Origin of the sequence: Brevundimonas sp., assembly GCF_051860745.1 — a bacterium.
Classification (GTDB): Bacteria; Pseudomonadota; Alphaproteobacteria; order Caulobacterales; family Caulobacteraceae; genus Brevundimonas.
Window position 1 is genome coordinate 53,293 of sequence record NZ_JBHYDN010000013.1, and the last position, 22,731, is coordinate 76,023.

27 protein-coding genes are annotated in these 22,731 nt (G+C 68.3%); 14 read left to right on the forward strand and 13 right to left on the reverse strand.

The features are described from left to right. Nucleotides 1–19: 19 nt before the first annotated feature. The gene (locus tag ACTIEW_RS13065; protein ID WP_439478334.1) at nucleotides 20–493 is read right to left on the reverse strand and encodes a DUF411 domain-containing protein; all 474 of its coding nucleotides are present in this window, start codon (nucleotides 491–493) and stop codon (nucleotides 20–22) included. 145 nt (nucleotides 494–638) lie between these two features. Here ACTIEW_RS13065 and ACTIEW_RS13070 point away from each other — a divergent pair, with 145 nt between their 5' ends. The 8 genes from ACTIEW_RS13070 to ACTIEW_RS13105 all read left to right on the forward strand — a co-directional run bounded on the left by ACTIEW_RS13070 (nucleotide 639) and on the right by ACTIEW_RS13105 (nucleotide 6,201). Beyond that, nucleotides 639–917: a hypothetical protein gene (locus tag ACTIEW_RS13070; RefSeq protein ID WP_439478335.1), complete on the forward strand. Its 279-nt coding sequence runs from the start codon at nucleotides 639–641 to the stop codon at nucleotides 915–917. Continuing rightward, nucleotides 914–1,354, forward strand: coding sequence for a Spy/CpxP family protein refolding chaperone (locus ACTIEW_RS13075; protein WP_439478336.1), 441 nt, complete (start codon nucleotides 914–916; stop codon nucleotides 1,352–1,354). Before ACTIEW_RS13070 ends, ACTIEW_RS13075 begins: the two co-directional genes overlap by 4 nt. Nucleotides 1,355–1,363: 9 nt before the next feature. Beyond that, nucleotides 1,364–1,933 carry an RNA polymerase sigma factor gene (locus ACTIEW_RS13080; protein ID WP_439478337.1) on the forward strand — a complete coding sequence of 190 codons (570 nt, stop codon included), beginning with the start codon at nucleotides 1,364–1,366 and terminating at the stop codon, nucleotides 1,931–1,933. A gap of 127 nt (nucleotides 1,934–2,060) precedes the next feature. Continuing rightward, the gene (locus ACTIEW_RS13085) at nucleotides 2,061–3,839 is read left to right on the forward strand and encodes a copper resistance system multicopper oxidase (protein WP_439478338.1); all 1,779 of its coding nucleotides are present in this window, start codon (nucleotides 2,061–2,063) and stop codon (nucleotides 3,837–3,839) included. After that, nucleotides 3,836–5,035 (forward strand): copper resistance protein B, encoded by a 1,200-nt coding sequence (locus ACTIEW_RS13090; RefSeq protein WP_439478339.1) that lies wholly within the window; start codon nucleotides 3,836–3,838, stop codon nucleotides 5,033–5,035. The genes ACTIEW_RS13085 and ACTIEW_RS13090 overlap by 4 nt, the downstream gene beginning before the upstream one ends. A gap of 17 nt (nucleotides 5,036–5,052) precedes the next feature. After that, the gene (locus ACTIEW_RS13095; protein ID WP_439478340.1) at nucleotides 5,053–5,436 is read left to right on the forward strand and encodes a copper resistance CopC family protein; all 384 of its coding nucleotides are present in this window, start codon (nucleotides 5,053–5,055) and stop codon (nucleotides 5,434–5,436) included. Between the two features lie 10 nt (nucleotides 5,437–5,446). Further along, nucleotides 5,447–5,674, forward strand: a complete 228-nt coding sequence (locus ACTIEW_RS13100; protein WP_439478341.1) for an ammonium transporter family protein — start codon at nucleotides 5,447–5,449, stop codon at nucleotides 5,672–5,674. Nucleotides 5,675–5,991: 317 nt separating this feature from the next. Beyond that, nucleotides 5,992–6,201 carry a hypothetical protein gene (locus ACTIEW_RS13105; protein ID WP_439478342.1) on the forward strand — a complete coding sequence of 70 codons (210 nt, stop codon included), beginning with the start codon at nucleotides 5,992–5,994 and terminating at the stop codon, nucleotides 6,199–6,201. A gap of 15 nt (nucleotides 6,202–6,216) precedes the next feature. Here ACTIEW_RS13105 and ACTIEW_RS13110 read toward each other — a convergent pair whose 3' ends face one another. Both ACTIEW_RS13110 and ACTIEW_RS13115 read right to left on the reverse strand, forming a co-directional pair. Beyond that, a complete protein-coding gene (locus tag ACTIEW_RS13110) occupies nucleotides 6,217–6,924 on the reverse strand; it encodes a transmembrane anchor protein (RefSeq protein WP_439478343.1) in 708 nt (235 codons plus the stop codon). A 13-nt stretch (nucleotides 6,925–6,937) separates the two neighbouring features. Continuing rightward, a complete protein-coding gene (locus tag ACTIEW_RS13115; protein WP_439478344.1) occupies nucleotides 6,938–7,666 on the reverse strand; it encodes a HupE/UreJ family protein in 729 nt (242 codons plus the stop codon). A 478-nt stretch (nucleotides 7,667–8,144) separates the two neighbouring features. Between ACTIEW_RS13115 and trhO the strand changes: the two genes are divergently transcribed. Continuing rightward, on the forward strand, nucleotides 8,145–9,095 hold the full coding sequence (trhO, locus tag ACTIEW_RS13120) for an oxygen-dependent tRNA uridine(34) hydroxylase TrhO (RefSeq protein WP_439478345.1): 951 nt from the start codon (nucleotides 8,145–8,147) through the stop codon (nucleotides 9,093–9,095). On the opposite strand, the gene ACTIEW_RS13125 is transcribed toward trhO, so the two are convergent. The 5 genes from ACTIEW_RS13125 to ACTIEW_RS13145 form a co-directional block, all read right to left on the reverse strand. Further along, nucleotides 9,096–9,368, reverse strand: a complete 273-nt coding sequence (locus ACTIEW_RS13125; RefSeq protein ID WP_439478346.1) for an HPr family phosphocarrier protein — start codon at nucleotides 9,366–9,368, stop codon at nucleotides 9,096–9,098. It abuts the gene before it with no gap. Then, a complete protein-coding gene (locus tag ACTIEW_RS13130) occupies nucleotides 9,365–9,769 on the reverse strand; it encodes a PTS sugar transporter subunit IIA (RefSeq protein ID WP_284221564.1) in 405 nt (134 codons plus the stop codon). Before ACTIEW_RS13130 ends, ACTIEW_RS13125 begins: the two co-directional genes overlap by 4 nt. An 87-nt stretch (nucleotides 9,770–9,856) precedes the next feature. Then, nucleotides 9,857–10,288, reverse strand: coding sequence for an HPr kinase/phosphorylase (locus tag ACTIEW_RS13135; RefSeq protein WP_439478347.1), 432 nt, complete (start codon nucleotides 10,286–10,288; stop codon nucleotides 9,857–9,859). After that, nucleotides 10,285–11,931, reverse strand: coding sequence for a stimulus-sensing domain-containing protein (locus ACTIEW_RS13140; protein WP_439478348.1), 1,647 nt, complete (start codon nucleotides 11,929–11,931; stop codon nucleotides 10,285–10,287). Before ACTIEW_RS13140 ends, ACTIEW_RS13135 begins: the two co-directional genes overlap by 4 nt. Further along, the gene (locus ACTIEW_RS13145; protein ID WP_439478349.1) at nucleotides 11,900–12,604 is read right to left on the reverse strand and encodes a response regulator transcription factor; all 705 of its coding nucleotides are present in this window, start codon (nucleotides 12,602–12,604) and stop codon (nucleotides 11,900–11,902) included. Before ACTIEW_RS13145 ends, ACTIEW_RS13140 begins: the two co-directional genes overlap by 32 nt. Before the next feature lie 174 nt (nucleotides 12,605–12,778). Between ACTIEW_RS13145 and ACTIEW_RS13150 the strand changes: the two genes are divergently transcribed. Continuing rightward, the gene (locus ACTIEW_RS13150) at nucleotides 12,779–14,497 is read left to right on the forward strand and encodes a hypothetical protein (protein ID WP_439478350.1); all 1,719 of its coding nucleotides are present in this window, start codon (nucleotides 12,779–12,781) and stop codon (nucleotides 14,495–14,497) included. Between the two features lie 16 nt (nucleotides 14,498–14,513). Here ACTIEW_RS13150 and ACTIEW_RS13155 read toward each other — a convergent pair whose 3' ends face one another. The 4 genes from ACTIEW_RS13155 to ACTIEW_RS13170 form a co-directional block, all read right to left on the reverse strand. Continuing rightward, nucleotides 14,514–14,849 carry a zf-TFIIB domain-containing protein gene (locus ACTIEW_RS13155; protein ID WP_439478351.1) on the reverse strand — a complete coding sequence of 112 codons (336 nt, stop codon included), beginning with the start codon at nucleotides 14,847–14,849 and terminating at the stop codon, nucleotides 14,514–14,516. A gap of 86 nt (nucleotides 14,850–14,935) precedes the next feature. Beyond that, nucleotides 14,936–16,801, reverse strand: coding sequence for a DUF885 domain-containing protein (locus tag ACTIEW_RS13160; protein WP_439478352.1), 1,866 nt, complete (start codon nucleotides 16,799–16,801; stop codon nucleotides 14,936–14,938). A 97-nt stretch (nucleotides 16,802–16,898) separates the two neighbouring features. After that, nucleotides 16,899–17,513, reverse strand: coding sequence for a DUF6655 family protein (locus ACTIEW_RS13165; protein ID WP_439478353.1), 615 nt, complete (start codon nucleotides 17,511–17,513; stop codon nucleotides 16,899–16,901). Continuing rightward, nucleotides 17,510–17,950 carry a VOC family protein gene (locus tag ACTIEW_RS13170; protein ID WP_439478354.1) on the reverse strand — a complete coding sequence of 147 codons (441 nt, stop codon included), beginning with the start codon at nucleotides 17,948–17,950 and terminating at the stop codon, nucleotides 17,510–17,512. Before ACTIEW_RS13170 ends, ACTIEW_RS13165 begins: the two co-directional genes overlap by 4 nt. 140 nt (nucleotides 17,951–18,090) lie before the next feature. Between ACTIEW_RS13170 and ACTIEW_RS13175 the strand changes: the two genes are divergently transcribed. The 4 genes from ACTIEW_RS13175 to ACTIEW_RS13190 all read left to right on the forward strand — a co-directional run bounded on the left by ACTIEW_RS13175 (nucleotide 18,091) and on the right by ACTIEW_RS13190 (nucleotide 20,163). Next, entirely contained in the window at nucleotides 18,091–18,666 is a 576-nt protein-coding gene (locus tag ACTIEW_RS13175) for a YqaA family protein (RefSeq protein ID WP_439478355.1), read from the forward strand. Nucleotides 18,667–18,718: 52 nt separating this feature from the next. Beyond that, entirely contained in the window at nucleotides 18,719–19,252 is a 534-nt protein-coding gene (locus tag ACTIEW_RS13180; protein ID WP_439478356.1) for a disulfide bond formation protein B, read from the forward strand. After that, on the forward strand, nucleotides 19,230–19,823 hold the full coding sequence (locus tag ACTIEW_RS13185) for a demethoxyubiquinone hydroxylase family protein (RefSeq protein ID WP_439478357.1): 594 nt from the start codon (nucleotides 19,230–19,232) through the stop codon (nucleotides 19,821–19,823). The genes ACTIEW_RS13180 and ACTIEW_RS13185 overlap by 23 nt, the downstream gene beginning before the upstream one ends. A gap of 67 nt (nucleotides 19,824–19,890) precedes the next feature. Then, nucleotides 19,891–20,163 (forward strand): hypothetical protein, encoded by a 273-nt coding sequence (locus ACTIEW_RS13190; protein WP_439478358.1) that lies wholly within the window; start codon nucleotides 19,891–19,893, stop codon nucleotides 20,161–20,163. Between the two features lie 69 nt (nucleotides 20,164–20,232). Here the strand turns inward: ACTIEW_RS13190 and cobT are convergent, their stop codons facing one another. Continuing rightward, nucleotides 20,233–22,104 carry a cobaltochelatase subunit CobT gene (gene cobT / locus ACTIEW_RS13195; RefSeq protein WP_439478359.1) on the reverse strand — a complete coding sequence of 624 codons (1,872 nt, stop codon included), beginning with the start codon at nucleotides 22,102–22,104 and terminating at the stop codon, nucleotides 20,233–20,235. Between the last annotated feature and the right edge of the window lie 627 nt (nucleotides 22,105–22,731).

Sequence of the window (22,731 nt, forward strand, 5' to 3'; positions counted from 1 at the left end):
GGACTGCGCGGGATCTTCGTCAGGCCGGCTGGTTGTGGCGAGCGAACACGCGGGTTGCACCAGACCGGAGCACCAGCAAGGTCTCGTAGGGGTCTTGGTGCCCTTGTGGCGTTTCCATCCCCGGCGACCCCAGCGGCATCGCCGGCACGGCCAGACCGACCGCCGTCGGTCGCTCGGCTATCAGGCGGATGACGTCCTGGGCCGGCACATGACCCTCGACCAGGTAGCCGCCGACCAGCCCGGTGTGACAGGAGGCAAGCGCGTCGGGCAGTCCCCGACTGCTGCGGATCGGCTGGAGATCGGGAACAACGGTGACAGTTGTCGTGAAGCCCGCCTGGCGCATGTGGGCGATCCACCCGTCGCAGCATGGGCAGGTCGGAGTCTTGAATACCGTCAGGTTCCGCGCGGGTGCTGTCTGCGCGCAGGCGGTCCCGCCGACGCTCAGGAAAAAGCCTGCGCCGAGCAATAGACGACGGTTCAGTTGCGATCGCATCAGGTGCGTCTCCCTCCAGACCGGGTGCATGATCAGCCGGGTCGCGCCGACGTCATACTTCTATACGTCAGATAGCCTTCGACCCCTCATGAGGGCTATGCCGAAAAGGCGCGTATGACAAAACGGGGCGTGAAGCAGGTGCGCAATGCTGGATGACATTGATCGACTGATCGGCGGCGGCCGACACGATGGCGAGGCGCAACTCGCCGACCTGGAGGACAAGGTCTGGGCGAGCATCGGCGAACGCCACGACCGGACTCGCATGGGACAGGTCCGGGTCGCAGCCGTTGCTCTTGCGCTGGTCGTCGGCGTCACGAACGGAGGTTTCATGCTGCTGTCTCCCCGTCCGGAACCGTCAGAGATGCGTGTATTCACTGTATCAGCCGGTCTTTCGCCCCTCAGCGGCCTGGATGTCCGGGGATGAGCACCAACTGGAAGTCCATCGTCATCACGGGGGTTCTGGCGGCCCTGGCCAGCGGCGCGGCGACCTGGGCGAGCGCGACCTGGACAATGCGGGAGCGGCAGCCGACCAGCCTGCACAGCGTGGTCCATGAAAAGCTCGATCTGAGCGCGGAGCAGGATCGCCGTCTCGACGCCATCGAAGCCCGCTTCGCTGCTCGTCGCCCCGCGCTGGAGGCCGAGGTCCGCGCCGGCAATCGAGAACTGGCCGCCGCCATCGCCGCCAGCGACGGAGACTCGCCGCAGGTCCAGGCGGCGGTAGACCATTTCCACGCTGCAATGGGCGATCTCCAGAAGGCGACAATCACCCATGTCTTCGAGATGCGATCCGTGTTGACCCCGGCCCAGGCCGAGGTGTTCGACGCAGCGGTCGTCGACGCCTTGCGCCCCGACGCCGGCTAAGCGCGGCGCGTGGGGGCCGGACAAAGCATCGAGGTCCGCGCGGCAGGCGGGGACCGGGCCGCCTTCACCGCCCTGATGACCGCCACGAAGGCCGACCTCTATCGGTTCGTTCGCCGTTACGTCGGCGACGAGGCCGAGGCGCATGATGTGCTTCAGGAAGCCTATGCGTCAGCCTGGCTCGCCATGCGGCGCTATGATCCGGCGCGGCCCTTCGAGGTCTGGCTGCGCTCCATCGCCCTGAACAAATGTCGCGACTGGAGCCGTCGCCGAGCGGTTCGCCGCGGTGTGCGCGGGGTCATGGGTCTCGACGCGCCCGAGGCGACGGCAGTGGGCGACGACGCGCCCACGCCTGAGGCCCGACTGGATGGCCAGCGCAAGGCAAAGAACCTGCAACGCGCCTTGTTCGACCTCCCGGATGCCCTGAAGGGGCCGCTCCTTCTCGCTTCGCTCGAAGGGCGGTCTCATGCAGAGATCGCCTCCATCCTTCGCATCACGCCGAAGGCTGTGGAAACCCGCATCGCCCGCGCGCGCAAGAAGCTGTCAGAGGTCTTGGGCGGGGCTCCGCGCAAAGTCGCTTGACCTGGCCGTGACGGGAAGGTGCACAAGGCCGCGATCTCGATGCCTGTGGCGTCCTGCCGCAAGGGATACGCCGACGGAATGCGTATCTGAACGAACGGCTGAATAGTCGCCAAGGAATTTCTCGCCGATGTCGACCCCCCGCCTGGACCGCCGAATGCTTCTCCGGGGCGCCGTCGTCGGCGGCGGCCTGCTGGGGCTGCAAGGGCTTCTGCCCGCCTGGGCGCAGACCGGATCGGCGGGCCTCCGGTCGGACCTGCTGACGCTGACCGGGCCGAACATCGACCTGACCGTCGGTCACTCTCCCTTCACCGTGGGCGGGCGCACCGGCCATGCGGTGACGATGAACGGCGTACTTCCCGCTCCTCTGCTGCGTCTGCGCGAAGGCCAGAACGTCCGGCTATCCGTCGCCAACACCCTGGACGAGGACACCTCGATCCACTGGCACGGCCTGCTCGTGCCCTTCCAGATGGACGGGGTGCCCGGTATCAGCTTCCCCGGCATCAAGGCCCGCGAGACCTTCGTCTACGAGTTCCCGATCAAGCAGTCGGGCACCTTCTGGTATCACAGCCACTCGAACCTTCAGGAGGCGATGGGCCACTACGGTCCGATCGTCATCGACCCGGCAGGGTCCGATCCCGTCGCCTACGACCGCGAGCATGTGCTGGTCCTGTCGGACTGGAGCTTCATGCATCCGCACGAAATCCTGTCCAGGCTGAAGAAGAGCCCCGGCTATTTCAACCAGCAGCGCACCACTCTCGCGGGCCTCATGGACGGCAGCGACCGGATGAGCCTGGAAGAGCGCCGCATGTGGGGTTCCATGCGGATGGACCCGCGCGACATCCTCGACGTCAACGGCTCGACCTACACCTATCTGATCAACGGCCACGGGCCGCAGGAGAACTGGACCGGCCTGTTCCGTCCCGGCGAGCGGGTGCGGCTGCGCATCATCAACGCCTCGGCCATGTCGATCTTCAACGTCCGTATCCCCGGCCTGCCGATGACGGTGGTTCAGGCCGACGGCGAAAACGTGCGCCCGGTCGAGACCGACGAGTTCCAGATCTCGGTCGCCGAGACCTATGACGTGATCGTCCAGCCGACGGAGGATCGCGCCTACACCATCGTGTCCGAGGCTATCGATCGCTCCGGCATGGGGCGGGCGACCCTGGCGCCGCGCCTGGGCATGGCGGCCGAGGTCCCGCCGCTGCGCGAGGTCCCGAACCTGACCATGCGCGACATGGGCATGGGCGGAATGGATCACGGTGCGATGGCCGGCATGGACCACGGCGCCCCCGCGCAGGGCGCGGCCCCGGCGGACGACATGGCCAGGATGTCCATGGCCGGCATGAACATGCGCGACTCCGAGAACGCCCCGGCGGATATGGCGGTCGGCGTGGGCGTCGACGCGATCGCCATGGACCCCGCCAACCGCCTCGGCGAGCGACCGACCGGCCTCACGAACGTCGATCACCGCGTCCTCGTCTACACCGACCTCGTGTCGCTCACGCCCAACAAGGACCAGCGTCCGCCGTCGCGGACGATGGAAGTCCACCTGACCGGCAACATGGAGCGGTTCATGTGGGGCTTTGACGGCAGAAAGTTCAGCGAGCTGGTCGAACCGATCCGCTTCGAGCGGAACGAGCGGGTGCGGGTGACCCTGGTCAACGACACCATGATGGCCCACCCGATCCATCTGCACGGGCACTTCTTCGAACTGGTGACGGGCGGCCCCGCCGGGCATCAGCCCCTGAAGCACACGGTCAACGTCGCGCCCGGCGGCAAGGTGACCTTCGACCTGACCGCCGACGCGCCCGGCGACTGGGCCTTCCACTGCCATCTGCTGATGCACATGCATGCCGGCATGTTCAACGTCGTCACGGTGCGGCCCATGGACGGAGCCGCGTCATGAACCGCCTCGCCGTCGCCCTCGCTCCGCTGATCCTCGCCGTCAGCGCCTTCAACGCCCACGCCCAGGACCCTCACGCGGGCCATGTCATGCCGGCGACCCCGGCGCCGACACGACCCGCGCCTGATCCGGTCGTCAGACCTCAGACGCCCGCCGGGCCGGCGGCGCAGGACCCGCACGCGGGTCATGTCATGCCGCCCGCTCAGATACAGCCCGCAGCCGATCCTCACGCCGGCCACCAGATGCCTGCCCAGCCCGCGACCGTCGATCCCCATGCCGGTCACGACATGTCGACAATGGCGCCGCCCGCCCAGCCCGATCCGCACGCGGGCCACGACATGTCCACCATGACCCCCGCTCAGGTCGATCCCCACGCCGGGCATGATATGTCGACCATGAGCATGGGGCCGCCGGATGTCCCGACGAGCGCTGACAATCGCGGCCGTCCTCCGGAGGACTCGCTCCCGGCCGCCGCCCTGGGCGGCCCGACGCATGCCGCCGATCTTGTCTTCGGAGTTGGGGCGATGGCCGCCTCTCGCCGGACCTTGGTTCGTGAGAACGGCGATGTCCGCACCACGGCCATCATCATCGACCGCCTCGAGGCCGGCTTCGGCGACGATGGCGAGACCTGGCTCTGGGACGTGCAGGGCTGGAGCGGCGGCGACATCAATCGCCTCTGGTGGAAATCCGAGGGCGAAGGCGACTTCGACGACGGTGTGGAGGAAGCCGAGCTCCAGGCGCTCTATAGCCGCGCCGTGACGCCCTTCTGGGACGTGCAGGCCGGCGTGCGCCAGGACTTCCGCCCCGACGGCGAGGACACGACGCATCTGGTCCTCGGCCTTCAGGGGCTCGCGCCCTACTGGTGGGAGATCGACGCCGCCGCCTTCTTGTCGACAGAGGGCGACCTGACTGCCCGTGTCGAGGCCGAATACGACCAGCGCATCACCCAGCGCCTGATCCTCCAGCCGCGCCTCGAAATCGACGCCTCGGCCAGCGACATTCCGGAACTGGAGATCGGCTCGGGCCTGTCTTCGGTCGAGGCGGGCCTGCGGCTGCGCTACGAGTTCCGCAAGGAGTTCGCTCCCTATGTTGGCGTCGAATGGAGCCGCGCGTTCGGCGACACAGCCGACTACATCGAGGCCCGAGGCGGCGAGGCTGATGAAACCCGCTTCGTCGTCGGCCTCAAAGCCTGGTTCTAGTTGAAGGAGATTACCACATGATCCGCACCCTCGCCCTCACCACCGCACTGGCCCTCGCCGGGACAGCCGCCGCCCAGGACCCCCATGCCGGCCACCACCCGCAGGCTCAGGCTGCGACGCCCCAGTCCGGCATCATCACGGTTCCATCGAACGGCGCCATGACCCAGGGTTCGCCCGAACGGTTCACCGCGATCTTCCCGCACCCGATGTTGCTCAAGACCGTGACCCTGACCACCGAAGGTCAGGCGCCCATCGTCGTGACCGCGCCTGCTTCGCCCGCCGCCGCGACTGTCGGAGTGGCGTTGCCGCGCCTCGCGCCGGGAACCTATACTGCAGCCTGGACCGCCGAAGGAGCCGACGGCCACAAGATGTCAGGCTCCATCAGCTTCATGGTTCACTAGGAGAACGACGATGAAAGTTTCCACCCTGCTGGCCGCCGCCGGCGCGATCCTGACCCTGAGCGCCGGCGCGGCGCTCGCCGCTGAGGGCTGCGAGTGCTGCAAGGACATGGCTGCTGACGCCGCGATGTCCTGCTGTGACAAGATGAAGCCAGAGCCGGCGCCGGCGCCCACTCCGACTCCCGCTCCCGGCGCTGAGGAGCCCGCGCCGAGCGCACCCGGACACAGCCATCACCAATAAGGACGACGGTTTAGGCCAACTGCGAAGCTGGTTGGCCGCTGCCACCGTCCAGGCTCCAACGGGATAGGTCAAAAGAGCCGGCAGTTAAGGGTTCTTGTGGGGGGATCGCAGGCAGGGTGATCGGCATGTTCTCCCCCTGCGCACGCTGCTTCCCTGACCATCACCCGGGCGGGTGCGCGCCCTGAGGCGGTCATCAAACGCTGGCGACCGACCGCCCTGTTCGCGGCGCAGTTCGCCCTGTCCCACGCTTGCTGGCTGATCGCCTATCCCGTGGCGGGCCTGGTCAGCGCGGATTTGATCCCGGCGCAGCCCTTCTCATGCTGGGGGCCTTGTGCGCCACCGGCACGATCCTGGGTCTGCTGATCTGGCCGGCGCACGATCGAGACAACCTGCCCCACAGGCATGACGATCTTCCGTCCGACGACCCGCACCTGCTGGAAGGGCGCACAGTGGGAAGCGATACGGGCCGCGCCCACCCCTACGTCATCGACGACCGGCGCCACCGCTGGCTGAAGACGAGAGGATAGGCGCCCGAGCCTTCGTCAGTCGAAGATTTCGACGGCGGTATAGGCGCCGCGTGTCTGAAGCGTGATCGTAACGGTCTGGTCGCTTCGGTTGCGCCAGAACCACCCGTGCTTTCCGGTGAATGCCGCCGTCAACTGACCCTCGACCCGGCTGTCCGTGCCCTTGCCATAGCCATGGTAGGAAACCCCCTGACCGTCGCCGTGGGTGTCGAAATTGACGCGCTCACCGTCCGTGGACCAGACGAAACTGGCCGTGGCGTCATTGAGCATGGTCAGCTTGATCTCCGCGCCCTCGTCCGGCGCCAGCGTCAGCACCGTCCGATCGGTCCGGCTCGCCACGGCAGGAGCCGGCGCTGCCGGAGCGACGACCGTCTCGACCGGGGTCGGCGCAACCGACCTCGGCGCAGGCGGCGCTGCGGGTTCAGGGGCCGGTGCGGTCGGTTGAGCATTTGTCACGGCCAGAGGCGAAGCCGGTTGTGTCGCGACGGCCCCGGTGGTGATCCCTGCTTCCTCTGCCTTGGCCTCAGCGGCAAGTTGCACCTTGATGCGACCCATCTCAGTCAGACCGAACAACGAGCCCACCCGCGTGGGATCGACACCGTATTCGGCGGGGAGGACGACAGTCACGAGAAGGGCCGAGGCGACCACGACCGCGATCCCGGTCGATTTCAGCAACTGACGCGTCGAAGGCAGTTCGGAGGGGTCGGGTTTGTTGACGTTTTGCATGATGGGTCTCCGATCAGGCGACGAAGAAGCCGACGAGCTGATAGCCCGTCAGGATGAAACCAAGGGTCATCAGGACGACGTTGGCGGCATAGGCATGCCGCCAGAAGCCGGTCGTCCTTCGCCAGAATCCCATGACGATGAGGATGGCGCCGAGGGCCAGCAGTTGGCCGGCCTCGACCCCTATGTTGAAGGCGATCAGGTTTCCGATCAGCCCGTCCGACGAAAGCTCGAAGTCCTGGAGCTTGGTCGCGAGGCCGAAGCCGTGGAACAGGCCGAAGATCAGGGTCGCGGCCTTGGTGGAAGGCTGGAAGCCGAACCAGCGCTGATAGGCGCCGAGGTTGTCGAGCGCCTTGTAGACGACCGACAGGCCGATGATCGCGTCCACCAGATAGCTGGAGACGCTGATGTCCGTGAGCACCCCGAGCAGCAGGGTGGTGGAGTGACCGATGGCGAACAGCGTCACATAGATGCTGATCTCCTTCATCCGGTAGAGGAAGAAGATCACGCCCAGCAGGAACAGCAGGTGATCGTAGCCCGTAACCATGTGCTTGGCGCCGAGATAGACGAACGGCCAGAACAGGAAGCCCGACGTTTCCTGGATATAGCCCTTGTCGCCCTCGGCCACCCCATGGGCGAAGGCGGCCGTGAGCAGGCCATTCAGGAACAGGGTCAGCAGCCCGAGCACAAGAACACCCGCAGGGGTCCTCAACCAGGCCGCCACCCGATGGGTCGCGACGGTCATGCGTTACTCCGATTGAAGGGAAGACAGAAAAAGCCAGCCTGGCCGCGCGCCCTCGGGCCGTGGGGGTCGACCATGCACGAGGCTGTAGAGGGCGGGCAGGAGCAGAAGGGTCAGGATCGTCGAGGAAGATGATACCATCGATCACGACCGAGCACATCGTCCCGCTACCAGTCCCTGGTCGTGTTCCGGTCCTGTATTCTGGTTGGTCACGTTTGCGGGGGGCCACACACCTCCAGGACCGGGCGCGCGAACGCGCGTCTGCGCCAATCGTCTCCTGACGGCCTTGGAGGCGATGATGGAGAAGACGGTGATGAGCAGCGGTGAAGAGGGACCGTCCGAGGACCGCAAAGACCGGAATCACGGCTGCTGTAAAAATGCGCTATCAGGCCCAAAGCCGGTCCCCTCGGCTCCACCATCCTGCTTCACGCTGACGCGTTTCGCAGGACAGGTCCGGTAGCGCGAAGCAGGATGCCCTTCTGTGGCCGTTTCCCCCTCCCCCGTCCGCGTCGCCGCCCTCTACCGGTTCGCGTCCATCGCCGACTGCGAGGCCGTGCGCGATCAGCTCGAGGCCCTGTGCCGGCCGGACGTCCGCGGCACGCTGCTGGTCGCCCACGAGGGGCTGAACGGCACCATCGCCGGCCCCGAAGCCTCTATCGACGGCGTGCTGGCGGGCATCCGCGTCCTGCCGGGCTTCGCCGATCTGGACGTCAAATTCGCCGGGGCGGCCACCATGCCGTTCCACCGACTGAAGGTGCGGATCAAGCCCGAGATCGTGACCATGGGTCAGCCGGACCTCGACCCCGCCGTCAACGCCGGAACCTATGTCGCGCCGGACGACTGGAACGCCCTGATTCGCCGGCCGGACGTGATCGTGATCGACACCCGTAATGACTATGAGGCCGCCGTGGGCGCCTTCGAGGGCGCGATACAGCCCAATACGCGCGGCTTCCGCGACTTCCCCGACTGGTTCCGGGCCGAGGGGCGCGCCCTGCTGGACGGGTCGAACCCGCCGACGGTGGCCATGTATTGCACCGGCGGCATCCGCTGCGAAAAGGCCACCGCCTTCCTCAAGGCCGAGGGCGTGCAGGACGTCTTCCATCTGGAGGGCGGCATCCTGCGCTACCTCGAAACGACGCCGGAGGCCGACAGTCTTTGGCAGGGCGAGTGTTTCGTATTCGACGAACGGGTCGCCGTCGGCCACGGCCTGACCCCCGGCAGCCACAGCCTGTGCCGGGGCTGCCGCATGCCGGTCAGCGAGGCGGGACGGGCCTCCCACCGCTACATCGAGGGCGTCTGCTGCGACCGGTGCGCCGACAGCCGGACCGAGGCCGACCGCGCCCGCTATCAGGAGCGGGCGAAACAGGTGAAGATCGCCGCGCGCCGCGGCCTCGCCTATATCGGCGCGGTTCAGGCGCCGTCCGAAGACTGACTACTGATCCTCGTCGAACTTGCGCGCCACCAGATCGGCCAGGCCTGCCACGGCGGCTTCGGCTTCCGCACCCTCAGCCGAGATGTCGATGGTGCAGCCGTTGCCGGCGCCCAGCATCAGCAGGCCCATGATCGACAGGGCGTTCACAGTGACGCCGTCGCGGGTGACGTGGACCTCGGCGTCGAAGGTCGAGGCCAGTTTGACGAATTTGGCCGAGGCGCGTGCGTGCAGACCGCGGGTGTTGCAGATGTTCGCGGTCGCGGTTGCCGTCATTTCTCGCCCTGAAGCACCCAGCTGGCGACCGAGATGTATTTGCGCCCGGCGTCCTGGGCGTGGGCGACGCAAGCCTCCAGCGGCTCGCGACCGCGCACGCTCGCCAGTTTGATCAGCATCGGCAGGTTCAACCCGGCGATGACCTCGGCGCGCGTCTCTTCCATCACCGATATGGCCAGGTTGGAGGGCGTGCCGCCGAACATGTCGGTCAGCAGGATGACGCCGTCGCCGTCATTGACGGCCGCGGCGGCGTCGACGATGTCGCGGCGGCGCCGCTCCATGTCGTCCTCCGGCCCGATGCAGATGGCCGCGACCCCGCGTTGGGGTCCCACCACATGCTCCATGGCCGCGAGAAATTCGGAGGCCAGCCCCCCGTGGGTGACAATCACCAGCCCGATCATGAAGGCTTCACCAAGACTTTCGCCCCCGCATCCGGCCGCCCTTGAGCGCGCCGCAAGCCGGGCGGAATAGCCCAAGTCCGCGTCGGGTTAAAGCGGGGCGATGGCCGCCGCGACCTTTTCGACCGCGGAGGCCTCGAATCCGGCCAGCCGGAGCAGGGGCACGGACCGGCCTGCGAGATTGCGCGTTTCGGGGTCCGGCAGCCGTTCCGGAGGGGATTCAACCAGATCCACGGCCAGAACCAGCCGCGCGACGCCACGCAAGCAGGCGCAGATAACCCCGACGCCGCGAGCCTCCATCCGTCCCCGGATCGTATCCGGCGCGGTGGCGTAGAGCCCCTCTCCCGAGGCGAAGACATGGACATAGTCGTCCGCCACCAGCCGCCAGCCACGCCCGATCAGCCGCAGGGCCAGGTCGCTCTTGCCCGCGCCCGACGGTCCGCTGATCAGGATGGCGCGCCAGCCGATCCCCGGCCCCCATTGCGCCACGGCGGTGGCGTGCAGCGGCAGGGCGGCGGTCATGTGCGCCGGCCCGCCGCCGGCGCCGTGGGCAGGGCGACCTCGAACCGGGCGCCGGCGACGCCGCCCGCTGCATCCGTGCGGTTGGCGGCCCGGACCTGGCCTCCATGGGCCTCGACGATCTGACGCACGATCGACAGGCCCAACCCCGAATTGGCCCCGAACGCCGTGCCCCTCGGGCGAGCTGTGTAGAATCGTTCGAACACCGTCTCGAGGTTGTCCGGCGGAATGCCCGGCCCGTCGTCGTCGATTCGCACCCGAACCGGTCGGTCCGGGTCGATATCGTCGCGGCCCAGCGACAGCCGCACCGTACCGCCGGGCGGGCTGAATGAGCGGGCGTTGTCGATCAGGTTGCGGAACACCTGCCCCAGCGGCCCGTCGCGGCCCACGATCTGCACGTGATCCCCCGTCGGCGCCTCGAAGGCCACATGCGCCTCGCCCGGCTTCAGCCCGGACTCATAGACGCCGACGATCTCGGTCAGCAGCTGGGTCAGGTCGATGGCGCGCGGCCGGTCGCGGTTCAGTTCGGCGTCCAGCCGCGAGGCGTTGGAGATGTCGGTGATCAGCCGGTCCAGACGCCGCACATCCTGTTGCAGCAGATTGGTCAGCTTTTCGCGCTGGGCCGCCGTCTTCACCAGCGGCAGAGTCTCCAGCGCCGAACGGATCGAGGTCAGAGGGTTCTTGATCTCGTGCGAGACATCGGCGGCGAAGGCCTCGATGGCGTCCATCCGGTCCGACAGGGTCTCGGTCATGGTCTCCAGCGACCGGGCCAGGTCGCCGATCTCGTCCTTGCGGCCCTCGAGGTCCGGTAGTGAGATCGCGCGGGCGCGTTGCAGCCTCACCTCGTCCGCCGCCGCGGACAGGCGCATCACCGGCCGCGCCACGAACAGATGCATCATCAGCGAGCCCAGAAGGTTCACCGCCAGCGCCACCAGGGCGAAGGGCATCAGGGCCCGGCGCTGGGCGTCGAGGGTCTCGTTGACGTCGCCGGCCTCTAGCGTCAGCACACCGAGAACCTGCTGCACATGTCGCACCGGGACGGAGACGGACACCACCCGGTCGCCGCTTTCAGACCTGCGCAGCGTAGCCTGGGGTTCGCCGTCCAGCGCCAGTTCGACCTCCGCCCGCAAAGCCGCCCGGGCGTTCTCAAGGTCGCGGCTGTCGCGACTCACCGCTGCGGTATCGGGCGGCGGTGCGGGTGTGCCCGCGGGCTGGGCCGGCGGCAGGGCCTGTCCGGAGATCGCCTCGGTGACCTCATAGCTGTCGGCGATCAAGGTCCCGTCGAGGTCAAACAGTCTCGCGCGCTGGCCTGCGGGGATGAAATTGTCCCGGAGCCACCGGCTGGCCTCGATGTAGTCGAGGGAAGGCGTCGGCGAGCCCCGCGTGACGCCGATCTGGGGCTCGCCAAGCACCTGCACCAGCAATTCCCCCTGGGCGGCCAAAGTCTCTTGCCGCGACTCGATCAGGCCCCGCTGCCACTCGTTCAGCAGCAAGGCGCCGACGAACAGGATCAGCAGGCTGAGCAGGTTCAGGGCGAGAATCAGCCCGCCCAGCCGCGACCCGCCGAAGCGTTTCAGGCGACGGCGGGGTTCAGCCTCTCCCGGCGGGAGCGGATCAGCTTTCGCGATAGCGGTATCCGACGCCATACAGGGTCTCGATGGCGTCGAACTCGGGGTCGACCACCCGGAATTTCTTCCGCATGCGTTTGACGTGGCTGTCGATGGTGCGGTCATCCACATAGACCTGATCGTCGTAGGCGGCGTCCATCAGGTTGTCGCGGCTCTTCACGAACCCGGGCCGCTGGGCCAGGGCCTGCAGCAGCAGGAACTCCGTGACCGTCAGCTTGACCGGCCGACCTTCCCAGGTGCTCTCGTGGCGAGCGGGGTCCATCGACAGCTTGCCGCGCTTGATCGCCTTGGTGGAGCCCTCGCCCGAGGGCTCGGGCTCGGCCCCGTCGGCGCCGGTCCGGCGCAGCAGGGCCTTGACCCGCTCGATCAGCAGCCGCTGGCTGAACGGCTTGTGGATATAGTCGTCGGCGCCGAGGTTGAAGCCGAGGATCTCGTCGATCTCCTCGTCCTTGGACGTCAGCATGATGACCGGGATCTGCGAGGTCTGACGCAGGCGGCGCAGCACCTCCATCCCGTCCATGCGCGGCATCTTCACATCGAGGATGGCCAGATCGGGCGGGCTGGCTTCCAGGGCCTCGAGGCCTGAGGCCCCGTCGTGCCACGCCGTGACCTTGTGGCCATGACTTTCCAGCGCCAGCGAGACGGAAGCGACGATGTTCTCGTCGTCGTCGACCAGGGTGATATTGGCCAAGTCAGGCTCCTTGCAGACGGATCGTTCGCCATCTCAACGCGCGGCAAGCGGTACCGTTCTAAAACATCGTGGAGAGATTACGGCGGAAAACATGGGCTGCGCCGCCTCAATGCGCAACGAAACCTGACCTTAAAGCCTTGGCGCCACGCTGGGAGCGCAAAACAAGAGCGTTCCATGGCTGGCCCCGTCCACTACGAAGTCTACATTCGCAAGACCGCGCCGGCTCCCTGGAGTCTCCAGATGGCGACGGAGGACCGCGCCCATGCTGTCCAGACCGCCGAGGACATGCTCTCCGACAACCGCGCCGCCGCCGTGCGCGTGACCAAGGAGACGCTCGACCCGGACACCATGGAATTCAATAGCGTGACCGTGCTGACGCGCGGCGCGCCCGAGGTTCTGCGAAAACGGGTCGTGCCGGAGGATCAAGCCGGACCGCGTTGCTCCGCGCCGCAGGATTTCTACACCCCTCATGCCCGCGAGTTGATCGGCCGGGTGCTGGAGGATTGGCTGGGGCGCAACGGCGTCACCGCCTTCGAACTGCTGCACCGCCCCGACCTGGCCGAAAGGCTGGAGGCCTCGGGCGTCGAGCTTCAGCACGCCATCCAGAAGATCGCCGTGCCCGAGAGCCAGGACGTGGGCCAGCCGGTCCATGATCTGATGCGCCACTATCAGAAACTGTCGGACCAGGCCCTGGAGCGCGTCGTCGCGGCCGGGCGGCGCAGCCTCTTCCCAAGCCTCGAAGACTGTTCGATCGCCGACATTGCCCATCGTATGGCCGGCCAGCCGGACCGCGCCTTCATCATGGGCGGGGTCGTGTGCGGCGCCCTGACGGGCCTGCGCGGCGGCCGGCTGCGCCTCGACCGGCTGATGGATCTGGCGGAACGCGCGCCCATGGACGGCGCACCCCACGCCATGGTCATGGTGCCGATCGAACAGCTGCTGTGCGAGATGCTGGGGGCCCGGACCAGCCTGGCCGACGTGCTGGGGCCATCCCTGGATCAGGGGGCCTCGCTGGCCGCCGTGGTCCGCATGGTGGCGCCGCTGGAGATCAACGCCCTGATCGCCCAGGATCCCCGACTGGCGCTACAGGTACCGGCCGTCGACGGCCCCGCCGCCCGTCTTGGCGCCCGGCTCGAGGCGGGGCAATTCCCCCTGCTCTCCGCCGCCCTGGCCCGCATGGTCCTGCGCGAACTGATGAGCCCTCGCCGCCTGCGCCCCAACGACGCCGCGGGCGAGATCGATATCCTGCGCACCCTGGCGATGACCCTCACTGTCACCGCCGGTCGACTGCTGACGCTCGACGAGGTTCAAACCGCTTTCAATGAGCGCTCCAAGGCCATTGTCACCGCGGATTTCGTCGCCGCCTACGTCAAACCCTGCACCACCGTCCTGTGCGAGGCCGAGGCCCTGACCCGGCTGTGCGAGAACGTCACCGGGATCGGCAACAAGCGCTCCGCGGCCCGCTGGCTGTCAGCCTGCGTCGGCTCCCTGCGTTTCGAGAGCGAGATGCGGGCCCAGTCCGGAACCCAGACCGCGGCGCAGAAGCTCGGCGTTCTGGCCGGGTTGCAGCGCGCCGTTCGCGCCTGCGGCCTGACAGAACGGGACGATGAGGAAATCAGCGCCGCCATCGGTACGGTTGGAGGCGCGGTCGAGGCCGAGGCCCGGATCGTCATGATGCTGGCCCGCTCGCCCGCCCCGCTGCTGCAAAAGCTGTCGGTGCTGCTGCGCCTCGCCGCCGGAGAGACCGCGCCACTGGGCCCCGCCGCCGATCGCGCCAAGGCCGAAGCGGTCAAACTGTTCCGCGCGCCAGAATCCCGCGCTGTCCTGTCGGCCGCGCCGGAAGCCCTGGCTCCGCTGAAGGGACTGATGCAGGCCGCCGGTCTCGCGGCCTGAGAGTATCAGCTGCCCGTCAGTCGAAGATGTCGAAGATGCTGTCGCGCTTCTTTTTCTTGTAGCGGTAATCGTCGTCGTCGCGGCTGCGATAGCGCTCGTCGCGGTGGGCGGGTTGGGCGCCCCAGGGTTGCTGGGGCGCCGGCTGCTGCGGAGGATAGGGCTGGACCTGCGGCGGCGGCGCGGCCTGGGGCGCGGAGGCCCGGCCGTCCTGGGCCGCCGATTCCATCAGCTTCTCCAGTTCGCCCCGATCCAGCCAGACGCCGCGGCAGGTCGGGCACATGTCGAACTGCACGCCGCCCCGCTCCAACGTCTGCATGGCGGCGTTGTCATTGGGGCACATCAGCAGCGGCATCGGCGTCTCCTGTTCGGGTCAGGGGGTACAGCTAGGGGCCCGCTCCGGTTCCGCCAACGCGGCGATCAGCCGCGCCGGCGTCGGCTTCAGCCCGGCGCCCCGCCGGCCGCCGCGATCCAGGCGTCGACCTGATCTTCCAGCACCTCCAGCGGCACCGAGCCCGAACCCAGCACCACCGCGTGGAAGTCGCGGATGTCGAAGCGTCCCCCCAAGGCCGCCTCAGCCCGCGCGCGCAGCTCCATGATCTTCAACTCGCCGATCTTGTAGCTGGTCGCCTGCCCCGGATTGGTCAGATAGCGCTCGACCTCCTTGACGATGTCGCGCTCGCTCAGCAGCGAATTCTGGCGGAAATATTCGATCGCCTGTTCGCGCGTCCAGCGTTTGGCGTGCAGGCCCGTATCGGTCACCAGGCGCACCGCTCGCCACAGCTCGGTCGAGAGCCGGCCGAAGTCGGAATAGGGGTCCTCATAGAACCCCATCTCCTTGCCCAGCCGCTCCGAATACAGGCCCCAGCCCTCGGAATAGGCGCCGTAGCCGCCGAAGCGGCGGAAGCGCGGCAGTCCCTCCATCTCCTGGGCGGAAGCGATCTGGAAATGGTGGCCCGGCGCCCCCTCGTGATAGCTGATGCCCTCGATCTGGGGCTTCAGCACCTGGGTCATGTCCGACAGGTTGACGTAATAGATGCCGGGCCGCGATCCGTCGGGCGCCGGTGAATTGTAGAAGGCGATCGAGGCCGTCGCCTCGCGCCAAGGCTCGACCGCGCGGACCTCCAGCGCCGATTCCGGCAGATCGCTGAACCAGCGCGGCCCCGCCTCCATCACCTGGGCGATGAAGGCGCGGGCGTCGGTCAGATACTCCTCCTTGCCCTCCGGGGTGTTCGGATACTGGAAGCGCGGATCGCTCTTCAGCCAGGCAAACATCTCCTGCAGCGAGCCGGTGAAACCGACCTGGGTCATGATGGTCTGCATCTCGCCCTGCAGCCGCGCCACCTCGGCCAGGCCGATCTCGTGGATCTGGTCCGCCGTCAGATCCGTGGTGGTCGAGAGCCTCAGGCGGGCGTTGTAGAAGGCCTCGCCCTCAGGCAGCCGCCAGACCCCGGCCGCATTGTCCGGCATGGCCGCGGCCTGGGCCCCGACCTCGGTCAGGGCCGTCAGCACGCCCTCGTATCCGCGCCGCCACGGTCCCGTCAGCGCCGCCCGCCCCTCGGCCAGCAACCGCTCCTTCGTCGCCGCATCCGCCTCCAGCCCGCCGACCTTGCGCTGGAAATCGGCCCAGACCGGATTGTCGGCCGAGTCGTCGAACGGAGCGCCCGAGATGATCGCCGCCGTATTCGCCAGCGTGGGTTCGAACACGAATACTGGCGAGATCACCCCCGCCGCGGCCCGCGCCCGCAGCGTGGCCGAAATCTCGCCCATCACCCGCTCGGCCTCGACCAGCCGGGCCACATAGGCCTCGGCGTCAGAGACGCTGGTGACGCGGTGGTTGTTGATCATGAACACCGGCAGGCCCGTGGTCGGATTGCCGTTCGCCGCGAACTGATAGCCCCAGTCCCGCCAGCGGTTCGACAGCCGCGCCTGCTCCACCCCGTATTCAAACAGCCGCCATGACAGCCGGCTCTCGTCGCTCAGGGTCTGCGGATTGAACTGGTCGTTCAGCTGCAACAGCTGCCGCTCGGCCAGAGCCAGCCCCCGCGCCGCCGCCGCGTCGGTGGCGTCGTCCAGCTTGTCGTAGTCGGTCCTGATCCCCAGCGACGTCATCGTCTGCGGGCTCAGCGCGATCCGCTCCTGGAAAGCCTGTTCAAAGAAGGCCGCCAGCCGTGCGTCCTCGCTCTGGGCGGCCGCCGGAGCCGCATGGCCGGCATGTCCGGCGTGAGGGTCCTGCGCCGAGGCGGCGGCGGGCGCGACGGCAAGCAGGGCCACGGCGCAGACGGTGGAGACGAGCAGATGGCGCATGAGGACCCCCGGGTTCACTGAGGCGGCGACCATCCCCGACCCGGCGCCGGGGCGCAAGTTACGGACGTGTCAGGTCGGCCTGGAACCCGCCGCGCCCCTAGAATTCCCGCCAGCTGTCGCCGGGGTCGCGTTGGCCGGGGTCGATGCTTTGCTGGCCCCAGGCGACGATCATCAGCAGCTTGTGGCTGCGGATGCGGAATTCGCCGGTCATGGGCAGCACGGCCCCCAGCGGGGACCCTGTCTTCGGGTCGTAGAGGAAGCCCGAGAATTCGGCCACGCCGACCCGGTCGCGGCGGCTGTAGATCGACAGCTCCGGGATCGAGACGACGTTGAAGGTGTCGTTGATCGGCACCCGCATGTCCGGCAGGCCGACGACGCGGCGCATCTGCTCCAGCGACAGGGCCCCGGCGCGCAGCTCGAACACGGCGTCGGCCTCGGCCTTCGAGGCGACAAGGGCGTATCCGGCGTCGGACAGGGCGGCGCGGACGGCGCTGATGGCATAGGCGGCGTTCTCCGCCTGGAAATATGTCGCGTCGACGAAGACGCGCGATCCGGCCGGGACGGGCAGGGTCAGGCCCTCGACGGCGCGGTCGGCGGCGCGGGCCACCAGCAACTGTTCGGTCGCCGTGCGCGCCGGATAGGTCTCGGATGTCGAAGCGCAGGCGCCCAGCAGCAGGGTCAGGCCGATGGCGGCGCGGGCTCGCAAGATCACCAGCTCCCGGTGTTGGGCATGGAGATCCAGGGCTCGACAGGCGCCAGGGCGGCGCCCTCCTGCAGCAGCTCGATCGAGATGCCGTCCGGCGAGCGGACAAAGGCCATGTGGCCGTCACGGGGCGGGCGGTTGATGACGACACCGCCGTCCATCAGCCGCTGGCAGGCGGCGTAGATGTCATCGACCTTGTAGGCCAGATGGCCGAAATTGCGGCCACCGTCATAGGACTGGGGATCCCAGTTGAAGGTCAGCTCGACCTCGGGCGACCGCTCTGTCTCCGAACGCACGCGGTCCGCGGGCGCGGCGAGAAAAACCAGGGTGAAACGCCCGGCCTTATTCTCCATCCGCCGCATCTCCGCGAGACCCAGCAGGTCGCGCCAGAAGCGCAGCGAGGCGTCGAGGTCGGTCACCCGGACCATGGTGTGCAGATAGCGCATAGGGAAATCCATCCTGGGGAGAGGCGGGAGGCGGCCTCTATAGCGACCCTTCGCCGCGACCGCGAATAACGGAGGGTTTCTGCGGGTGCGCGCGCCGCCCCGGACTGCTAGACGCGACCTTCGGCCTTTCCGGAACACATATGCTTCGCAAGCTCTACGACTGGGTTTTCGCCCTCGCCCGCAGCAAGCACGCCACGCCCGCGTTGGCAGTGGTGTCCTTCACCGAAAGCTCCTTCTTCCCCATACCGCCCGACGTCATGCTGGGGCCGATGATCCTGGCGCGGCCGGACCGGGCCTATTTCTACGCCGGCGTCTGCACCCTCGCTTCGGTGCTGGGCGCCATGCTGGGCTATGCGATCGGCTATTTCCTGACCGACGTCGGGATGATGATCCTGACCTGGCTGGGCAAGGCCGACACCTTCGAGGCGTCCAAGGCCCTGTTCCAGCAGCACGGCGCCTGGGTGATCCTGATCAAGGGCCTGACTCCGATCCCGTTCAAGCTGATCACCATCGCCTCGGGCATCTTCCAGTTCAACTTCCCGCTCTTCGTGGGGCTGTGCGCCGTGACCCGCGGCGGCCGCTTCTTCGCCGAGGCCTTCGTGCTGAAGCGCTGGGGTCCGGCCATGCTGGAAATGGTCGAGAAGCGGCTGGCCATGTGGAGCATCATCGGTCTGGTGGTGCTCGTCGGCGCCATCGTGGCGGTGAAGCTGCTCTGATCGGGCCAGCCTCATCGACGCGGCGATCAGGCCCGGCTATGAACGTCGTCCGATGAGAGGCGTGTATCGAATCCTGACGCGGTGGTGGACCGCCTTCGCCCTGGCGGCCTCGCTGGCCCTGCTGGGCGCCGCGCATGCGTTCGAGCGATTCGAGGGCCTCGCCCCCTGCAACCTCTGCCTCAAGCAGCGCGAGGTCTACTGGGGCGCCGTCGCCATCGCCCTGGTCGCCACCCTCTGGCATGTGATCAGCCGGGGCAGCCGCGGCACGCCGCGCATCGCCGCCTTTATGCTGGCTGTCGTCTTCACCACCGGCGCGGTCACCGCCGTCTTCCACATGGGCGGCGAGATGAAATGGTGGGACCTGCCCGCGACCTGTTCCGGCGGCGGCGACATCAACCTGGAAAGCCTGGCCGCCCTGGCCCTGGGCACCGGCCCGATCGAAAAGGTCGTCGTGTGCGACGCGGTGACGTGGCGCTTCCTGGACCTGTCCATGGCAGGGTGGAACGCCCTGATCTCGACCGCCCTGGCCGTGTTCAGCCTACTCGCCGCCAAGAGGCCCAAGGATGCCAGAGCCCCTCGCAACTGATCCGGCGGCCAATCGCCGTATCCCCTTGGCCCGACCCGGTCAGGGCGCGAGCCGGCGCCGTCGCGCCGAGATCCTGCGCGTCGATCACGCCGGGGAATACGCCGCCGTCCACATCTACCGCGCCCAGCGGGCCGTGTTCGAGCGGCGCGCGGGCCGCGAGGCCGTCGCGGCCGACATGGGCGGGATGCAGGCCCAGGAGGCCGTCCACCTGGCCCGGTTCGACGCCCTGCTGAACGCCGAGCGGGTGCGGCCCACGGTGATGACGCCGGTTTGGCGGCTGGCGGCCCTGGCGCTCGGGACCGGCACGGCGCTGATGGGCGAGAAGGCCGCCCATGCCTGCACCGAGGCGGTCGAGAGCGTGATCGAGGAGCACTACGCCGACCAGATCGCCGAACTGGCCGACCGCGATCCGACTCTGGCCGCCGAGCTGTCGGCCTTCCGCGACGAGGAACTGGCCCATCACGACCACGCCGTCGCCCACGGCAGCCGCGAGGCTCCCGGCTACGACCTGCTCAGCGCGGTGATCAAGGCCGGTTGCCGGGCCGCCATCAAGGTCAGCGAACGATTCTGATCTCCCGCCGGGTTGCGAAGCGCGACCCGTCCGGCATATGTCGCCCAAAGCCCCACAGGAGAGCCTGGTGTTGTTTCCCGTCGTCTTGTTCGCTTCCCTCGCATTGATCCAGCAAACCCCCGCTACCGCGCCGACACAGCCCACCGCGGAGGCCGTTCCCGCGGCCAACGCGACACGACCGGTCGCGGAGCCGGCCCAGGTCTGCCGGACCGAACCCGTCACGGGCTCGCGCTTCGGCCGTCGGGTTTGCCGCAGCGCGGCGCAGACCGAGGAAGATCGCGCCGCCAGCCGCGAGATGCTGCGCCAGATGCAGGGCGCACGGGTTCCGCCGTCGGGCTGACCCTCAGCGCGCGAGGCTGAGGGCGAGCGGCTCCGGCGCAGCCGGGCTGAAGCAGGGCGGCGAACCGCCTCACGCGGCCTTCCGTCGCCGGGCCGGGGCTGCCTTGGGTTCGCCCTCGAACAGTTCGGCCAGCTTCTCGATCATCACCCCGGCCAGTTGCTCGACATCGACGATGGTGACGGCGCGGCGGTACCAGCGGGTGACGTCATGGCCGATGCCGATGGCGATCAGCTCGACCGGCGAGCGGGTCTCGATCTCGGCGATCACCTGCCGCAGGTGCTTGTCCAGATACAGGGCGGCGTTGGCCGACTGGGTCGAATCGTCGACCGGCGAGCCGTCGGAAATGACCATCAGGATGCGCCGCGCCTCGGTCCGGCCCAGCAGCCGCTCATGCGCCCAGGTCAGGGCCTCGCCGTCGATGTTTTCCTTGAGCAACCCCTCGCGCATCATCAGGCCGAGGCTCTTCCTGGACCGCCGCCACGGCGAATCCGCCGACTTGTAAATGATGTGGCGCAGGTCGTTCAGCCGCCCCGGACTGGCCGGTTTGCCGGCGCTGATCCAGGCTTCGCGCGCCTGCCCGCCTTTCCAGGCCCGGGTGGTGAAGCCGAGGATCTCGACCTTGACCCCGCACCGCTCCAGCGTCCGCGCCAGAATATCGGCGCAGACCGCCGCCACCATGATCGGCCGCCCGCGCATAGAGCCGGAGTTGTCCAGCAACAGGGTCACCACAGTGTCGCGGAACGGGCTTTCGCTCTCGGCCTTGAAGCTGAGCGGGCTGGTGGGGTCGGTGATGATCCGGGTCAGGCGGGCGGTGTCCAGAACCCCCTCTTCCAGATCGAAATGCCAGCTGCGGTTCTGCTGCGCCATCAGCCGGCGCTGCAGCTTGTTGGCCAGCCGCGCCACCACCGAGGACAGGGCCGTCAGCTGCTGGTCCAGCAGGGCGCGCAGCCGTTCCAGCTCATTGGGATCGCACAGATCGGCGGCGTCCACGACCTCGTCAAAGGCGGTGGTGAAGACGCGATAGGCATCGACGGCGCGACCGTCGTCGGCGGTCTGCTGACGGTTGGGCAGGGAGCCCTCGTTGACGTCGGGCCCGTCGTCCGAGGCTTCGCCGTCGGGATCGCCCGCTGATCCGTCCGGCCGGGCGTCGCGCTCGTCGCCCTGGCTCTGGTCGTCGGCCGAGCCGTCCATGGTCTGGCCTTCGCCGCCGCCGGCGTCGTCTTCCTCGTCCTGATCGTCGGCGGCGTCGGGCGACTGGGGATCGGCGTCGTCTTCGCCCTGTTCGTCGGAAGCGTCATCGCCACGCCCATCGCCGGGATCGAGGTCGAGCGCGCGCAACACGTTCTTCAGTCGGTCCGCGAAGGCGACCTGATCACCCGCCACCTCGGCCAGGGCGTTCAGCCTGGCGCCGGCCCTGGCCTCCATGTCCGTGCGGACGAGGTCCAGCATGGCCCCCGCGCCGTCGGGCGCACGCTGGCCGGTCAGCCGCTCGCGCACCAGCAGGGCCACAGCCTCGGCCACCGGCACCCGCTCGGCGTCGGTGGCGCGCAGGGCGCCCATCTTCTCCAGCCGCGTCAGCAGGGCCGCGCCCATATTGGCCCGAACCCCGGCCAGCGACTGCGAGCCTATGGCCTCGACCCGGGCCTGCTCCACCGCCTCGAACACCTCGGCGGCGCGGCTGTCGATCGGGCGGAGACGGGCGTGCAGAGCCTCGTCGTGATTGGCCAGCCGCAGCGCCAGCCGGTCGGCCTGACCACGCAGGGTGGCGCTCTCGGGTCCGCCCGGATCGCGAGGCGGATGCGGCAGGGTCAGGACGCCGTTGGACAGTCGCGGCCCGTCCGAGCCGAACACCACCTCCAGCTCCGACTGCTCCGCCAGCGCCCGCGCCGCATGGGCGAGGGCGCGTTTGAAGACGTCTGCGGGGGTCTCGGCGGCGGCCATAGGGTTCGTTAGCGTGTCCCGGTGCGTGGGTGAAGCGTCTCCGGCCGGATGCGGTGGAGAGGAAGAGGGCATGGATCAACGCTCTCCGGCGGAACCGCCGGAAAGTCGGGGAGGGCGCGGGGCGGCCGGGCCTCGCCCGGTGCTTTGATTGTTTTACCGTTTCGACGAAGCAGACCTGCCCCGCGCAGCCGTTTTCCACGCGCCCCGCCGGCTGGCGGCCGTTCTCGGGCCTCACCGGCTGCCCGGCCCGCCCTTGCGGGAAGACCGGACGGCGGAACGTGCTGACTGTGTCAGTAGCGGTTCCATCCCCAGGCGCGCGGCGAGCAAGCAGAGGCCATCCATCGACCTCCACGAGGACCCCCGGGCTCTCCTCCGCCCGGGCTTCATCGCTCGACCACAGCCCGCCGACATCGAGGAACGTGGATCCGACGCCCTCCCCACCGACGGGATGGGGCGGAGTCTAGGCCGGGGGCCATCTGTGGCGGGATAGGGACGCTGCATTTTTTGAAAGGCGAGCGGAGTCAGGGGGTTGGCGGCGCGCGATATGCTGGCAATCGGCGGATTGTCAGCACAGTTCCTGTCTCCTCCCTGTCGCGCAGCGATGGGGAGGTGGCGCGGCGCACCTTG

Excerpts from the sequence above, each read along its gene's own strand:
- ACTIEW_RS13065 (WP_439478334.1), bottom strand. The coding sequence starts at position 493 with ATGCGATCGCAACTGAACCGTCGTCTATTGCTCGGCGCAGGCTTTTTC.
- ACTIEW_RS13070 (WP_439478335.1), top strand. The coding sequence starts at position 639 with ATGCTGGATGACATTGATCGACTGATCGGCGGCGGCCGACACGATGGC.
- ACTIEW_RS13075 (WP_439478336.1), top strand. The coding sequence starts at position 914 with ATGAGCACCAACTGGAAGTCCATCGTCATCACGGGGGTTCTGGCGGCC.
- ACTIEW_RS13085 (WP_439478338.1), top strand. The coding sequence starts at position 2,061 with ATGTCGACCCCCCGCCTGGACCGCCGAATGCTTCTCCGGGGCGCCGTC.
- ACTIEW_RS13090 (WP_439478339.1), top strand. The coding sequence starts at position 3,836 with ATGAACCGCCTCGCCGTCGCCCTCGCTCCGCTGATCCTCGCCGTCAGC.
- ACTIEW_RS13095 (WP_439478340.1), top strand. The coding sequence starts at position 5,053 with ATGATCCGCACCCTCGCCCTCACCACCGCACTGGCCCTCGCCGGGACA.
- ACTIEW_RS13100 (WP_439478341.1), top strand. The coding sequence starts at position 5,447 with ATGAAAGTTTCCACCCTGCTGGCCGCCGCCGGCGCGATCCTGACCCTG.
- ACTIEW_RS13105 (WP_439478342.1), top strand. The coding sequence starts at position 5,992 with ATGCTGGGGGCCTTGTGCGCCACCGGCACGATCCTGGGTCTGCTGATC.
- ACTIEW_RS13110 (WP_439478343.1), bottom strand. The coding sequence starts at position 6,924 with ATGCAAAACGTCAACAAACCCGACCCCTCCGAACTGCCTTCGACGCGT.
- ACTIEW_RS13115 (WP_439478344.1), bottom strand. The coding sequence starts at position 7,666 with ATGACCGTCGCGACCCATCGGGTGGCGGCCTGGTTGAGGACCCCTGCG.
- ACTIEW_RS13125 (WP_439478346.1), bottom strand. The coding sequence starts at position 9,368 with ATGACGGCAACCGCGACCGCGAACATCTGCAACACCCGCGGTCTGCAC.
- ACTIEW_RS13130 (WP_284221564.1), bottom strand. The coding sequence starts at position 9,769 with ATGATCGGGCTGGTGATTGTCACCCACGGGGGGCTGGCCTCCGAATTT.
- ACTIEW_RS13135 (WP_439478347.1), bottom strand. The coding sequence starts at position 10,288 with ATGACCGCCGCCCTGCCGCTGCACGCCACCGCCGTGGCGCAATGGGGG.
- ACTIEW_RS13140 (WP_439478348.1), bottom strand. The coding sequence starts at position 11,931 with ATGGCGTCGGATACCGCTATCGCGAAAGCTGATCCGCTCCCGCCGGGA.
- ACTIEW_RS13150 (WP_439478350.1), top strand. The coding sequence starts at position 12,779 with ATGGCTGGCCCCGTCCACTACGAAGTCTACATTCGCAAGACCGCGCCG.
- ACTIEW_RS13155 (WP_439478351.1), bottom strand. The coding sequence starts at position 14,849 with ATGCCGCTGCTGATGTGCCCCAATGACAACGCCGCCATGCAGACGTTG.
- ACTIEW_RS13160 (WP_439478352.1), bottom strand. The coding sequence starts at position 16,801 with ATGCGCCATCTGCTCGTCTCCACCGTCTGCGCCGTGGCCCTGCTTGCC.
- ACTIEW_RS13170 (WP_439478354.1), bottom strand. The coding sequence starts at position 17,950 with ATGCGCTATCTGCACACCATGGTCCGGGTGACCGACCTCGACGCCTCG.
- ACTIEW_RS13175 (WP_439478355.1), top strand. The coding sequence starts at position 18,091 with ATGCTTCGCAAGCTCTACGACTGGGTTTTCGCCCTCGCCCGCAGCAAG.
- ACTIEW_RS13180 (WP_439478356.1), top strand. The coding sequence starts at position 18,719 with ATGAGAGGCGTGTATCGAATCCTGACGCGGTGGTGGACCGCCTTCGCC.
- ACTIEW_RS13185 (WP_439478357.1), top strand. The coding sequence starts at position 19,230 with ATGCCAGAGCCCCTCGCAACTGATCCGGCGGCCAATCGCCGTATCCCC.
- cobT (WP_439478359.1), bottom strand. The coding sequence starts at position 22,104 with ATGGCCGCCGCCGAGACCCCCGCAGACGTCTTCAAACGCGCCCTCGCC.